The organism is Lactiplantibacillus paraplantarum, from assembly GCF_003641145.1.
Lineage (GTDB): Bacteria > Bacillota > Bacilli > Lactobacillales > Lactobacillaceae > Lactiplantibacillus > Lactiplantibacillus paraplantarum.
This window is the reverse complement of the sequence record NZ_CP032744.1, coordinates 1,697,833-1,712,236: the sequence shown is the minus strand read 5'-3', so window position 1 is coordinate 1,712,236 and position 14,404 is coordinate 1,697,833. Positions and strand designations below refer to the sequence as shown.

General features: G+C 45.4%; 13 protein-coding genes. 11 read left to right on the top strand and 2 right to left on the bottom strand.

All coding sequences use genetic code 11. The features are described 5' to 3' along the window. Nucleotides 1-103: 103 nt before the first annotated feature. The 6 genes from prmA to LP667_RS08210 all read left to right on the top strand — a co-directional run bounded on the left by prmA (nucleotide 104) and on the right by LP667_RS08210 (nucleotide 5,724). On the top strand, nucleotides 104-1,054 hold the full coding sequence (gene prmA, locus LP667_RS08235; RefSeq protein WP_021730830.1) for a 50S ribosomal protein L11 methyltransferase: 951 nt from the start codon (nucleotides 104-106) through the stop codon (nucleotides 1,052-1,054). A 12-nt stretch (nucleotides 1,055-1,066) separates the two neighbouring features. Further along, complete coding sequence (locus LP667_RS08230; RefSeq protein ID WP_021730831.1) at nucleotides 1,067-1,819, top strand: 16S rRNA (uracil(1498)-N(3))-methyltransferase; 753 nt, start codon at nucleotides 1,067-1,069, stop codon at nucleotides 1,817-1,819. 70 nt (nucleotides 1,820-1,889) lie between these two features. Then, entirely contained in the window at nucleotides 1,890-2,225 is a 336-nt protein-coding gene (locus LP667_RS08225; protein WP_021730832.1) for a hypothetical protein, read from the top strand. A gap of 80 nt (nucleotides 2,226-2,305) precedes the next feature. Next, nucleotides 2,306-4,573, top strand: coding sequence for a RelA/SpoT family protein (locus LP667_RS08220; RefSeq protein WP_021730833.1), 2,268 nt, complete (start codon nucleotides 2,306-2,308; stop codon nucleotides 4,571-4,573). A gap of 9 nt (nucleotides 4,574-4,582) precedes the next feature. Then, nucleotides 4,583-5,029: a D-aminoacyl-tRNA deacylase gene (dtd, locus tag LP667_RS08215; protein WP_021730834.1), complete on the top strand. Its 447-nt coding sequence runs from the start codon at nucleotides 4,583-4,585 to the stop codon at nucleotides 5,027-5,029. 71 nt (nucleotides 5,030-5,100) lie between these two features. Then, the gene (locus LP667_RS08210) at nucleotides 5,101-5,724 is read left to right on the top strand and encodes an HAD family hydrolase (RefSeq protein WP_021730835.1); all 624 of its coding nucleotides are present in this window, start codon (nucleotides 5,101-5,103) and stop codon (nucleotides 5,722-5,724) included. A gap of 108 nt (nucleotides 5,725-5,832) precedes the next feature. On the opposite strand, the gene LP667_RS08205 is transcribed toward LP667_RS08210, so the two are convergent. Further along, entirely contained in the window at nucleotides 5,833-6,675 is an 843-nt protein-coding gene (locus tag LP667_RS08205; RefSeq protein ID WP_033609326.1) for a fructosamine kinase family protein, read from the bottom strand. Nucleotides 6,676-6,895: 220 nt separating this feature from the next. Then, a complete protein-coding gene (locus tag LP667_RS08200; protein WP_021730837.1) occupies nucleotides 6,896-7,744 on the bottom strand; it encodes an N-acetylmuramoyl-L-alanine amidase family protein in 849 nt (282 codons plus the stop codon). Between the two features lie 388 nt (nucleotides 7,745-8,132). Between LP667_RS08200 and hisS the strand changes: the two genes are divergently transcribed. From hisS to LP667_RS08175, 5 genes are all read left to right on the top strand, one after another. Next, nucleotides 8,133-9,413 carry a histidine--tRNA ligase gene (hisS, locus tag LP667_RS08195; protein WP_003640691.1) on the top strand — a complete coding sequence of 427 codons (1,281 nt, stop codon included), beginning with the start codon at nucleotides 8,133-8,135 and terminating at the stop codon, nucleotides 9,411-9,413. Nucleotides 9,414-9,454: 41 nt separating this feature from the next. Next, nucleotides 9,455-11,251, top strand: a complete 1,797-nt coding sequence (aspS, locus tag LP667_RS08190) for an aspartate--tRNA ligase (protein ID WP_021730838.1) — start codon at nucleotides 9,455-9,457, stop codon at nucleotides 11,249-11,251. A gap of 80 nt (nucleotides 11,252-11,331) precedes the next feature. Then, nucleotides 11,332-11,862, top strand: a complete 531-nt coding sequence (gene msrA, locus LP667_RS08185; protein ID WP_021730839.1) for a peptide-methionine (S)-S-oxide reductase MsrA — start codon at nucleotides 11,332-11,334, stop codon at nucleotides 11,860-11,862. Between the two features lie 202 nt (nucleotides 11,863-12,064). After that, entirely contained in the window at nucleotides 12,065-12,940 is an 876-nt protein-coding gene (locus LP667_RS08180; RefSeq protein ID WP_021730840.1) for a YitT family protein, read from the top strand. A 204-nt stretch (nucleotides 12,941-13,144) separates the two neighbouring features. Then, a complete protein-coding gene (locus LP667_RS08175) occupies nucleotides 13,145-14,311 on the top strand; it encodes a CDP-glycerol glycerophosphotransferase family protein (protein ID WP_033609327.1) in 1,167 nt (388 codons plus the stop codon). The last annotated feature ends 93 nt before the right edge of the window (nucleotides 14,312-14,404 follow it).

Here is a 14,404-nt window from a genome sequence, read left to right as displayed (position 1 = left end):
AATTACTGCGGCTTGTTATATAATTGTTAATGAGAATAAACGGTGCGAAGCTAAGGAACTGTGATAAGCGACTTGGCTTTTTTAATAGGAGGATGACTTAAAAATGAAATGGACTGAAGTAACGGTCAGTACTTCCAACGAGGCCGTCGAGGCGGTTGCTAATATTTTAATGGAAGCCGGTGCCAGTGGGGTCAAAATTGATGATGCGTTGGATTATCAAAATTTAAAACCTGATCGGTATGGTGAAATTATTGATTTGACCACTATTCCGCACGCGACGAGCGGGGCAAAAATCTCAGCGTACTACCCTGAAACGGTATTCGTACCGGAAATTATTCCAACAATCAAACAGCGGGTAGGGCAATTGGCAGATTTTGGTTTAAACCCGGCTCCGAATGAAGTCAGTATGACGGCCTTAGCCGATGAAAATTGGGCTACGGCTTGGAAAAAATATTATCATCCGGTTCGGGTGACCCGGTATTTGACGATTGTACCAAGCTGGGAATCATATCAACCTGCTCAGCCAGGCGAGTTGGTTTTACGATTAGATCCTGGTCAGGCATTTGGTACTGGAACGCACCCGACAACGAAATTGTGTCTACAAGCGCTTGAGACTGTTATTAATGGTGGCGAGCATTTAATCGATGTCGGGACTGGATCTGGTGTCTTGAGTATTGCGGCTAAAGCGATGGGCGTCGGTGCGGTAGAAGCCTATGACCTGGACGATGTGGCCGTGGCGTCAGCACAAACAAATCTCGATTTAAACCCAGTTGCTAAGGATGTTCACGTGGCGGCGAATGATTTATTAGCTGGGATTCAGACACAGGCCGATATTATCGTGGCCAATATTTTGGCTGAAATCATTATTCCGCTAGTTCCGCAGGCACGCCAAAACTTAAAGCGTGGTGGTTACTTCATCACCTCTGGGATCATTGATGATAAGTTCCAAGTTGTGCTAAGCGCAATTAAAGAAGCCGGCTTTCAGATTGCTCAGCACACGCAAATGGGCGACTGGCATGGTATTGTGGCTTACTTACCGACGGATGAAGATTAGTGAGGAACTGAAATGCAACGATACTTTTTAGCGACACCGATTACGGCGACGGTTGGACAAACCTTTACGGTTGCTGGAGCGACGGTCAAACATTGGATCAAAGTGATGCGGGCTCAGCCAGGTGACCTTGCCGAGTTTGTTACCCAGACCCAACAAGTGGTGGTAGCGGAACTAGTGAATAGCGATGGGCAAACGGCGACGGCGACGATTACTGCTGTCACCGCACCCAAAGTCGAATTACCGTTGCCGGTAATAATTGCCTGTGGGCTGTCCAAGGGGGATAAGCCTGAACAGATCGTACAGCGTGGTACCGAGTTGGGTGCGAGTGCCTTTGTCTTTTTTGATAGTCAGTGGACGGTGGCAAAATGGGCGGCCAATAAGCGTGAGCGGAAGTTAGACCGATTAGCCAAAATTGCGCAGGGAGCGGCTGAACAGTCACATCGAACAATGATTCCAAGTGTGACTTATGAAGCGGATCTAACGCACGTGTTAGTAAACACCACGTATGATACGGGGGTCGTTGCGTGGGAAGAGTCGGCCAAGCAGGGTGAGAGTAGCCAGCTGGTGCAAACGTTGAAAACAATGACGTCTCCGCAACGCTTACTGGCAATTTTTGGCCCTGAAGGCGGGTTGGCACCTCAAGAAGTCAACACTTTACAAACTGCTGGGATTACAGCAGTCGGTCTAGGACCACGGATTATGCGAGCTGAAACGGCGCCACTATACTTGTTAAGTAGTGTTTCTTTTTGGTGCGAACTAGTGTAATTTTGTGGTCGGTGGTGTACAATAAATAATCATAGTCAGTTAGCAATAAAGCGTAAGCGAGGGAGTTAGTTTGACGGAAAAATTTCGTAAGTTTAATGGCCAATATTGGTTGATTGCGCTTGTCGTTGGGGTGATGTTACCATGGTTACTGAAATTCATGAGTGTTAGTCGGTTTCATCAGATTGTATGGCTACTGTTCGTAGTTGACTTTGTGTTGGCAGCCGTCGTGGGCTGGTGGATTCGGCGGACTGAACAGACGGGCTGGTTAATCTGGTTATTTCCAGTTGGCTGTTTTGTGGGTCTATATCTATTTTTCCCAACGTATGTCTATTACTTAGCATTAGTTGATTTAGGCATATCCTACTTAGCATATGGGTTAACTGGTCCCCGCGCGAGTTTGCGTTAAAACGGTTGTCAAGGCACGTTGGGTGGGAACCTCGCGTGCCTTTTATTAAATAGAATCTTTGTGGAAGTCGTGGTGATAAAATGCCCAAACAACCTACTTGGACTGCCCAGGATATCTTGGACATGGTTCAAAAGTATATGAATAATGATCACGTGGCGTTAGTTAAACGAGCCTGTGATTTTGCAGCCTACGTGCATAAGGACCAGTATCGTCAATCTGGTGAGCCGTACATTATGCATCCCATTCAAGTTGCTGGTATCTTAGCTGAATTAAAGATGGACCCTGAAACCGTCGCTTCTGGTTTCTTACACGATGTTGTGGAAGATACGGGTGTAACTTTAGGTGACGTTGAAGAACTTTTTGGCCATGATGTGGCCGTTATTGTTGATGGTGTCACTAAGCTTGGTAAGATTCGGTATAAATCGAACAAGGAACAATTAGCCGAAAATCATCGAAAATTATTGTTGGCCATGTCAAAAGATATTCGGGTCATGATTGTCAAATTAGCAGACCGTTTGCATAATATGCGGACATTAAAACACTTACGTCCGGATAAGCAACGGCGGATTGCAAATGAAACCCTAGAAATTTACGCCCCAATTGCGGACCGGTTAGGGATTAGTACGATTAAGTGGGAATTGGAAGATATCTCGTTGCGCTATTTGAATCCACAACAGTATTACCGAATCGTTCATTTGATGAATTCTCGGCGTGAAGACCGTGAGAAGTATATTGAAATTGCGATTCAAGATATCCAAAAGGCACTGCATGATCTTGAGCTACCAGAAGCAGAAATTTATGGCCGGCCCAAACATATTTATTCGATCTATAAGAAGATGCGCGATAAACACAAGCAGTTCAGTCAACTTTATGATTTGTTGGCAATTCGCGTGGTCGTTGATTCGATTAAGGATTGTTATGCAGTTTTAGGTGCGATTCATACGCAGTGGAAACCAATGCCAGGCCGCTTTAAAGACTATATTGCGATGCCCAAGGCTAATATGTATCAATCCTTGCATACGACGGTAGTTGGTCCTGAGGGCAAACCCTTAGAAATTCAAATCCGGACGTTTGAAATGCACCGGGTCGCTGAATATGGGGTCGCTGCTCATTGGGCATACAAGGAAGGTAAGCGAGATGAGGTTCAGGAGACTCAGTCAGGCAATAAGCTGAATTTAGTCAAGGAGATCATTGAACTCCAAGATGAAAGCAAGGACGCTGCTGACTTCATGGAAGGCGTCAAAGGTGACTTGTTCAGTGACCGGGTCTATGCTTTTACGCCTAAGGGTGACGTGACGGAATTGCCAAAAGGGGCTGGTCCGTTGGATATGGCATACTCAATTCATACTGAAGTGGGTAACCATACGACCGGTGCCAAAGTTAACGGTAAAATCGTACCGCTGGATTACCAAATCAAAAACGGTGATATCGTGGATATTTTAACGTCCAGCAGTTCCACTGGGCCAAGTCGCGATTGGCAGAAATTAGTTTATACGCGGCGAGCGCGCAACAAAATCAAACAATTTTTCCGCAACGCTGACCGTGAAGAAAATATTATTACTGGTCACGACATGTTAGAAAAGCAATTACGTGATTTAGAGTTTAATCCTAAAGAGATTATGACTAAGGACAAATTAACCGCAGTTGCTCAGAAGATGCATTATGGCAGTGAGGATGATTTATTTGCAGCGTTAGGCTTTGGTGACGTTCAACCAGTAGGAATTGCAAACCGCTTGACGAGTGATGTGCGTAAGCAGCGAGAAGCAAATCGCCAGCGTGAGCGTGAAGAAGCTATTCTAGCGGATGCTACGGAAACGCCAACGAAGAAGAAGGCTAAGGATCATCATAATGATGATCAAGAAAAGCAGGAACGTAAACGTCAAAAAGTCTCATCTTCTGGTGGCGTGATTATTCAAGGCGTTGATAACTTGTTGGTTCGATTGAGCCATTGTTGTTCACCAATTCCGGGAGACGAAATTGTTGGCTATATTACAAAGGGCCGTGGTGTCTCGGTTCATCGAGTAGATTGCCCGAACGTTAAGAGTGCTGAAGCTAACGGTGAGCGGCTGATTGATGTGCAGTGGGAAAATCCTGAGGGCGATCGGACGAATTATAATTCTGATTTGGAAATTCAAGGTTACAATCGTAATGGGATGTTAAACGATGTGTTAAAAGTCATCAACAACCACACGAAATTTTTGACGAATGTCAATGGTAAGGTTGATCATAACAAGATGGTCATTATTAGTGTTTCGTTAGGTGTTCGGAACTTAGAGCATCTGCAACGAATTATTGATAGCTTAAAAAATGTTCAAGATCTTTATGTTGTCGAACGGAAAATGTTTTAGGAGGTCTTTATGCGAGTCATTGTTCAGCGAGCACAGCAGGCACAAGTAAGTATTGATGGTAATGTTCAAGGTGCAATCGACCATGGTTTCGTCTTGCTGGTCGGTTTTCAAGACGGCGACGGCCAGGCCGAATTAGACTACGTTACACATAAGATTTTGAATCTCCGCGTTTTTAGTGACGCAGCTGGCAAAATGAATTTGAATATTCAGCAAGTTGGTGGTGCCATCTTGTCGATATCGCAGTTTACGTTATATGCAGATACGCGTCATGGCAATCGGCCAAGCTTTACGGATGCGGGAAGTCCTGAGTTAGCTAGCAAGTTGTACGATACATTTAATCGGCAACTCGCGGCTAGTGGGGTGACCGTTGCGACTGGTGAATTTGGTGCTGATATGCAAGTATCCCTAGTTAATGATGGCCCGGTCACGATTTGCTATGACACTGATCAACGTTGAGCTAAAGCTGAAAGGCCAATCTGGTACTTTCAGCTTTTTGTATACCACAATTAATAATAGGAGTGAATGAGATGCGCGAGTTTTTATGGGATCTTGACGGGACCTTGCTAGATACTTATCCAGCCATGGTCCAAGCTTTTCAACAAGCGGTGGCTGAGTTAGGTGGAACAATAACGGCTGAAGCGACTTACCGGCTAATGCGACAACAGTCGGTTGGTTATGCAGAAAAAACGATAGCAGCGCAAAATGGCTGGGATTGGCAAGCTTTGCGGGCAGGCTATCAACGTTGGGAGCCACAATTGCAACAAGCACCGGCCGCTTTTACGGGAGCCAAGGCGGTGCTTGCAAAAGTAGTCGCAGTCGGTGGTCATAACTATTTAATGACGCATCGTGACGAAAGTGCCCAGACCTATTTGGTCCAAGCCGGCCTTGATCACTATTTTACGGACGCAGTCACTGCCGACCAGCCGTTTCCACGCAAACCAGATCCAGCGGCCTTAAATTATTTATTAGATAAGCACCATGTTGATCGACAACAAGCCGTTATGGTTGGTGACCGTAACTTGGATATTGAGGCGGGTCACAATGCTGATATTGCTGGTTATTTATTTGATATTGATCAGCTGATCGAGGTGACTAGTTCGCCCGAGGTTCAAGTGACAGATTTAAATGACTTATTAACGTTGGTCGGTTAGTTAAGATGCTGATAATCCTAATATAATTAGTGATTGTATCTAGCAGGTTGTTAAAAAGCCCCGGCACCAGTGCGCTCAATTGAGACTGCTGGTGCCGGGGCTCTTTAGCTAATATTGCATCAGGATACGATCGACAGCCGCTCCGTATGGCTCACCAAAGAGGTTCAGGTGAGCTAGCAGATAGTAAAGTTGATAACTTGGTAGTCGGGCTTGCATGCCGGGAGCAAACGGGTAGATTGCTTGATATCCCTGATAAAAGTCAGCGTCAAAGCCGCCAAAGAGTGTCGTCATTGCGAGATCCATTTCACGATCACCATAAAAGACGTCGGGATCGATCAAAAAGGGTGTGCCGGCGGTGTCGAATAAGTAATTACCTGACCATAAATCACCGTGAAGGAGACTTGGTTGCACGGTATGCATGTGAGGATCTTGTAGAAGTTGTTGCCGCAATCGGTGATAATGCTCATCACGTGTCTGTGACCATAAATGGTGTTCCTTTGCCAAGTTGACTAATACATCTAAGCGCTGTTGGGTATAAAAAGTCGCCCAATCAGATTGCCAGTGATTAAGCTTAGGCAGTTTGCCAGCAGTGAAATCGTGGTCGAGGCCGAAGTGGGTTTGATGTTGTTGGTGGACCGTTGCTACGGCTTTACCAAGGGCAGACTGACTGCCGGTCCCAGTTGTTAACCAATCCAGCAATAAGTACCCATCAGTTGCAATCGTGCCACTGGCAATAACAGTTGGTGTCTTGATCACTGCACCGAGTAGCTGCAATCCTGCAACTTCATGGTCAAAAAAGGTGACGTTGTTGTGCGGCTGGACTTTTAAAAAATATTGGTGGTGACGTGTGACAATCCGAAAAGCAGCGTTGATATCGCCACCACTAACTGGCAATATTTGCTCAATGCCAGTTAATGGTAGTTGTGTGAACCAAGCTTCTGTTAAGTGCATCATGACCCCTCCTAAAGTAATGCTGAATATCGTTGTCATCACTGTAACGCAATTAATTGCTATTAACAATTAGAAGGCCTAATAGTGAGGTGACTGCGCGAGTACCTTCAGTTGACGTATGCTCAAGCGCTTAGGTTGAAATTAAGCAACAAAAAGTGGTCGCCATCCAAGTAATTGGGTGACGACCACTTCCAGATGCATGGTGTCCTTCACGATGTTGCTATTGGTTAGCAAAGTAGGTGCTTAATCCCGCGTAGACGGCATGGGCCACTTCTTGTGGATATTTTTTTGAGCTGATGGTCTTGAAGTCGGACTTATCATTAATGTAGCCCAGTTCCATCAAGACGGCCGGCCGCGAATTATCACGAATAACTAAGAAGTCACCGAAGTCAGTTCCCTTACTAGGAATTGGCAAGGTCGAGACGTTATTGTTCAACGCCTTGGCGAGTGCTAGTGAAGTTGATTTATGATAGTAATAAGTCGTAATTCCAGAAGCCGTGTTCTTTTCTGGTGAACTATCAAAGTGGAAACTGATAAAGGCGTCCGCATGCAGCTTATTTGCTATCGCTGGTCGCGCACTCAGCCCCACATATTTATCACTATCACGGGTCAAGACGACGTGGGCACCAGCTGCGCGGAGCTTTTTAGCCACTGCTTTGGCTACCCGTAGCGTGTACGTTTTTTCCATCTTGCCCTTGCTGGAGAGCGCTCCGGAATCAGAACCACCGTGTCCAGGGTCCAAGACGATGGTGGCCTCAGAGATCTTAGTGGTTTTGGTTAACTGACTGTTATGTTCGTTGACCAACCAACTGGCAATCCAGCCAAACTTATGATCCGCATAACGAACGTATAGCCAGTTATTCTTACGTTTCATGATATGGACCTTGGTACCCTTAGACGTTGCGTCTTCAATGGCATAGCTCATGCCAGGGCCGCTACGGATATTGACGTTGGCGATGTTAACGGTGGCTGTGTTATTAGTCACTAGTAGCACCACAAAACCAATCACCAAGCCAATGAAAATAAGCATAACGGTGATTTGACGCCAAAATTGTTTTAAAACTTGCATACTTTGTCACCAACTAAATTTAAGATAATTACAATTTAAAGTGCTGCAAATAGTATACCAAAAAAATGCCCAAGCGACGAAAACTTGGGATAATTTTAACTAGAATCGTTGACTTTTAAGTGATTTTCGTGTAACTTTAACCATATATTAATCAATCGACCGCAGAGAAAGTAAGAGCATTGTGCGCCACTATAACCAGAGACCGGTAGTGCTGAGAATTCCGGATAGTGAACAATGAGGAGACGCTTTTGAGGTGAACGGCAGCGTTCCGCCTGTGATTACAGACGTTATCAATTAGTACTCATAAAGGTGGTACCGCGCTAACAGCGCCCTTGGTAAATAATCAAGGGCGCTTTTTTTGTCGATTGCAATCAAGGAGGAAATATTAATGAGATATCAACGGCCTAAAGGCACCGCCGACATTTTGCCTGGCGATAGTGAAAAGTGGCAATACGTTGAAGCAACGGCCCGTGCCGTCTTCAAGACTTATCAATTCAAAGAAATTCGGACGCCAATGTTTGAAAACTTCGAAGTCTTCTCACGTTCCGCGGGGGATACATCTGATATTGTGACGAAAGAGATGTATGATTTTCATGACAAGGGTGACCGACACATTACGCTCCGCCCAGAAGGCACTGCCGGGGTTGTGCGGGCGTTCGTTGAGAATAAATTATACGGACCGCAAGTTCTCAAACCATACAAGGTTTATTACATGGGACCAATGTTCCGTTATGAACGGCCCCAATCAGGTCGGTTACGTGAGTTCCACCAATTAGGCGTGGAAGCTTTTGGTAGTGAAAGTGCCGCCCTAGACGTCGAAGTAATCGCGATGGGCTATAACCTGCTTAAAACCTTTGGCCTGACTGATTTGAAGCTGGTCATCAACACGTTGGGTGATCAACAAACGCGTGATGATTACCGCCAAGCCCTGATCGATTATTTGGAACCACACTTTGATGAACTGAGTGATGACTCCAAGGAACGGTTACACAAGAATCCATTGCGGGTTTTAGATAGTAAGGCACCGGAAGATCAACAATTTGTGGCCGATGCGCCATCAATTTTAGATTACTTGTCTCCGGAAGCTCAAGCGCATTTTGATCAAACTAAGACGTATTTAGATGCGTTAGCAATTCCGTATGAGATTGATGCCACGATGGTCCGGGGATTAGATTATTATAATCATACGATTTTTGAAATTATGACCCACTCAAAAGCGTTAGGCAAGGGCTATACGACGATCTGTGCTGGGGGTCGTTACAACGGATTGGTTAAGGAATTAGGTGGTCCTGAAGTTTCGGGTGTCGGCTTTGGCTTGGGCGTTGAACGACTATTAGTGTTGATGGATGCCGAAAACATTGCGGTACCAACTGATGATCAGTTGGACGTCTATGTTGTGGGAATTGGCGACACTGCTAGTGCTACGACTTTGAAGCTGGTACAGGCATTACGGGCAGCCGGTTATAAGGCCGAACGGGATTACTTGGATCGCAAGCCTAAAGCTCAGTTCAAGAGTGCTGATCGCTTGAATGCCCGTTACACGATGACGGTGGGCGAAACCGAACTGGCTGATCAGGTCGTTAACTTGAAAGCGATGGCGACGGGTGAAGAAACCAAGGTTGCGATGGCGGATATCTATCAAGATGCTCATCAAGTTTTAGATAAGTAGTGTGAACGGCAAGTTTGCCGATTTATAAGGAGGAAGCGTTTATGAAACGGACCACATATGCGGGTCTCATCAATGAGGATTATTTAGGCCAAACGGTCACTTTACAAGGTTGGGTACAAAAACGCCGCGACCTGGGGAGTTTGATTTTTATTGATTTACGGGACCGTGAAGGAATTGTGCAATTAGTCTTTAGTCAGGAATTTTCAGCGGATGCTTTGGCGGTAGCGGATCAGTTACGAGGCGAATACGTCATTGAAGTGCAAGGGACCGTTGTTAATCGGAATGCTGACGCCATTAACGACCGCATGAAGACTGGTAAAGTTGAAGTTGAAATTCACGATGCCAAAATCTTAAATAAGGCGAAAACCCCGCCATTTTATATTCAAGATGACATTAACGTATCAGATGAATTGCGCTTGAAGTACCGTTACTTGGACTTGCGGCGGCCAGAAATGCAACGCGGATTGAAAATTCGTAATGGCATCACTCAAGCAGTTCATAGCTATTTTGATGCCAACGGGTTCTATGATATTGAAACGCCGTTCTTAACGAAGTCGACGCCAGAAGGGGCCCGGGATTACCTAGTGCCTTCACGGGTCTATCAAGGGCATTTTTACGCATTACCACAATCACCCCAACTCTTTAAGCAATTATTGATGGGCGCCGGTTTTGATCGCTACTATCAAATTGCGCGCTGTTTCCGTGATGAAGATTTGCGAGGGGATCGGCAGCCTGAATTTACTCAGATCGATATGGAAACGTCTTTCTTAACGGCTGAAGAAATTCAGTCTTATACCGAAGGCTTGATTAAGCAAGTCATGAAGGACGTCAAGGGTGTCGACATCAAGACGCCGTTCACCCGAATGACTTGGCAAGAAGCTATGGACCGTTTTGGTTCTGAAAAGCCGGATGTGCGCTTTGGTATGGAGCTCAAAGACATGGGCGCGGCCGTTTCTAACGCTGGTTTTAAAGTCTTTGATAATGCACTTGCTAATGGTGGCATGGTCAAGGCGATTGCGGTTCCCGGTGGTGCTGATCAATACTCTAGAAAGCAAATCGATGCGTACACGGAATACGTTAAACGGTTTGGTGCTAAGGGCTTAGCCTGGATGAAAGTCACTGACGACGGCTTTAGTGGTCCCGTTGCAAAATTCTTCAAGAACGATGGTGACTTTGAAGCCATTACGAGTGCTGCTGCTGCTAAACCAGGCGACTTATTATTGTTTGCCGCCGACAGTTTCAAAGTAGTTTCTGACACGCTGGGTTACTTACGGACGACGATTGCTAAGGAACTTGACTTGATTGATCAAGATCAATACGCTTACCTATGGGTCGTTGACTGGCCATTGTTCGAATATGACGAAGGTATTGAACGTTGGGTCCCAGCCCACCATCCATTTACGATGCCCAACGAAGAAGATGTGCACTATTTGAATGATGGCGAAGATCCCCACAAAGCCCATGCCCAGTCGTATGATATCATTTTGAATGGTTATGAACTCGGGGGTGGGTCGATCCGGATCCATACCCGCGAATTACAAGAAAAGATGTTCAAAGCATTGGACTTCACTAAGGAACGAGCCCAAGAACAATTTGGGTTCTTGTTAGATGCGCTTGATATGGGCTTTCCGCCTCATGGTGGCTTAGCCATCGGGTTAGACCGGTTCGCAATGTTATTATCAGGTAACGACAACATTCGTGAAGTGATTGCCTTCCCTAAGAATTCTAAGGCATCTGAGCCAATGACGAATGCACCATCGCGAGTTTCTGACCAGCAACTGGCTGATTTAGATTTGAATATTACTAATCCGGTAACGGATGATGAACCAACCGAATAAAGTGATTAAGGACGCCCAGGAATGGACGTTCTTTTTAATTAGTGTTAGATTTATATTAATATTTAATTGGAGGAATTCTCATGGAAACAGCAATTTTTGCGGGTGGATGCTTTTGGTGCATGGTTCAACCCTTTGATAGCCAACCAGGCATCAATAGTGTCGTTTCAGGTTATACCGGTGGCCACACGAAAAACCCAACGTATGAAGAAGTTAAAGCACATACGACTGGCCATACTGAAGCGGTCAAGATTACGTTTGATCCCCAAATTATTAGTTACGCAGAATTAGTTAACATTTATTGGCATCAGACGGATCCTACTGATGCAATGGGCCAATTTCAAGATCGTGGTGATAACTATCGGCCGGTCATATTTGTTGATGGCCCACAACAACGCCAAGTCGCTGAAGCTTCCAAACGTGCGTTACAAGCTAGTGAACGATTTGCCCAGCCAATCGTCACAGCAATTGAAGACGTGCAACCATTTTATCCGGCTGAAGCGCGTCATCAGCGTTTCTATAAGAATAATCCGGTCGTGTATGCGGAACAGGAAGCGGGTGGCCGCGCTGATTTTATCGCTGAACAGTGGGCGGATACGCCTAAGGTAGATTAGGGCCCATCAAGTATTGATATTAAGAACAGGTGATCATGATAAACAAAGGTAGATTGAATATAAGATTGGTTCGGCCGCACTAATTAATGGGATTTTGCTGAGAAACGTGAGACTTTTAGCAGAAAACTGCAAAAGACCGGCTGTTTGTAGATAGGCGTGTTACAATAACGAAAGCAAAAACGTAAAGGAGCACACTTAATTCATGGATGATTTTCAGCAGTTATCCAAACACCATCGTGATGTCGTCAAAGCGTCAACTGCATTTATTTACGCCATCTTAGTTTCGATTGCCATGAACTATTTCTGGACCCCTGGGCATATTTATTCATCAGGGATTACCGGGTTAGCTCAATTGATCAATAGTTTAATGAGCAAGTTTCTGCCAGTCCAAATTTCAACAGCGGCGTTACTGTTTATTTTGAACGTGCCCATGTTCATTATTGCGTGGCGTGCCATCGGACATAAGTTCACCTTGTATACGTTCTTGGCGGTTACATTATCTAGTATTATGATTAAACTGATTGCCCCAGTCGGTTTAACCCATGACCCTATTATTTGTGCGATTTTCGGGGGGGCAGTTAATGGTTTTGGAACCGGAACGGCCCTGAAGAATGGTATTTCAACTGGTGGTCTTGATATTATCGGGATTGTGTTACGCCGTAAAACGGGGCGAAGTATTGGGACGATCAACATGGCCTTTAATTCGATCATTGTGATTGCGGCCGGTTTCGTCTATGGCTGGCCGTATGCATTTTATTCCGCACTCGGTTTATTTGTGAATGGTCGGGTCATGGATATGACGTATACGCGTCAGCAGAAGATGCAAGTCATGATTATTACGAGTCGCCCGAAGACGGTGATTGACAGTGTTCAAAATCGGATTCGCCGTGGTGTGACCATCGTCCACAACGCTGAAGGCGCTTATCAACATGATGACAAGACGATTTTATTCACGGTTATCACGCGTTACGAAATGAGCGAGTTGAAGGCGGCCATGGCGGAATCCGATCCCCACGCTTTCGTCAGTATTTCGGATACAGTCAAGATCCTCGGGCATTTCTATGAGCCAAAGCCTTGACTGGGTTGATATGATAAATGGTGTTTGCAAACCGTGGCGTTTGCAAACACTTTTTTGTAGATGCTCTAGTTTGGCCGGACGCCATTAGTTAGTACTATTAACTGTGTCCCGACTAGCCGAAGCCTGGGAATCTGGTATATAATACAAGCATTGTGTTAGTGACTGATAGCATGAAAAATTAGTAATTAATGACAAAATGAAAGGATGGCCAGTGTGAAAAAAACAATTTATGTCTGGCTTGTGCGGGTCATATCGTGGTTGGCACACTTTAGAACAACCGATCGGGTCATTTATCTCATGAGTTTTGCAGATAATTTGGACTTTATTCGGCAATTGAATCAACGAATCCCTGGACGCTTGACCGTGTATTATTTGCCAAGTGCCAGCAAAGGCGCTGCCCAACTGACACAAATTGGAATTGCAACGCAGCCGTTTCATGATTCTATTCGATTTGCATTGACGGGGGTCCCCGCCATCACACGGGCAACGGATATCTATATTGATAATTATTATGGCTTTACTGCCGGCCTGACGCGACGATCGTCACAGCGGTTAATTCAACTTTGGCATGCTGCTGGGGCGGTCAAAACATTTGGTTGGGGCGATCCGCAGACGGCTCAGCGTCCCGCAGATGATCGCCGCCGATTCCAAGCTGTTTATGATCAGATTACTGATTACGTGGTTGGTTCCGATAAGATGGGAACGATTTTTGCGGCGAGTTACCACGTTCCCAAAACACGCATGCGTGTTTTGGGCTACCCACGTTCGGATCGGTATTGTGAGTCTGGCTGGGTGACGCGAACGACGACCGCCATTTATCAAAAATACCCGGAATTTAAACAACAGGAAGTTATTTTGTACGCGCCAACGTACCGGGCCGGTGTTCAATTGACACTACCAGCAGATTTTGACCAATTAAAGTTACGACCAGATCAACGTTTGGTGATCAAATTACATCCGCATTTGGCTGATCAGGAACGTGACTTGCAGGCTCGTTACCCAGATCAAGTGACGTTAGTCCCCGAATTTAGTACGGATGAATTATTGACGGTTGCCAATACATTGATCAGTGATTATTCGTCGGTTGTATTTGACTACGCGTTATTACCAAATTGTCAAAAGATTGTTTTCTATGTATTTGATTGGGACCACTATAAACGTGAGGTGGGCCTCCAAGCGGACTTTAAGGATTGGGCGCCGGGGCCATTCGTGATGACGATGGCGGCGTTGAACCAAGTCTTGGCAATGCCAGCGACGTCGTTACAACTGGTCCGGTTTAATCAGCTGTGGAATACGCGTAATGATGGTCACGCGATTGAGCGGACCTTGGCGTACTTTTATCCACAGGCGATTGAAACTGAAACTAGTTGAGATATTTCAGCTGGTGCAATGATTGTTTGGTATCGTAAAGAAAATAGCGCTAATCCTTGTTATGATCAGAATTAGCCAATTTGAGAAAAGGAT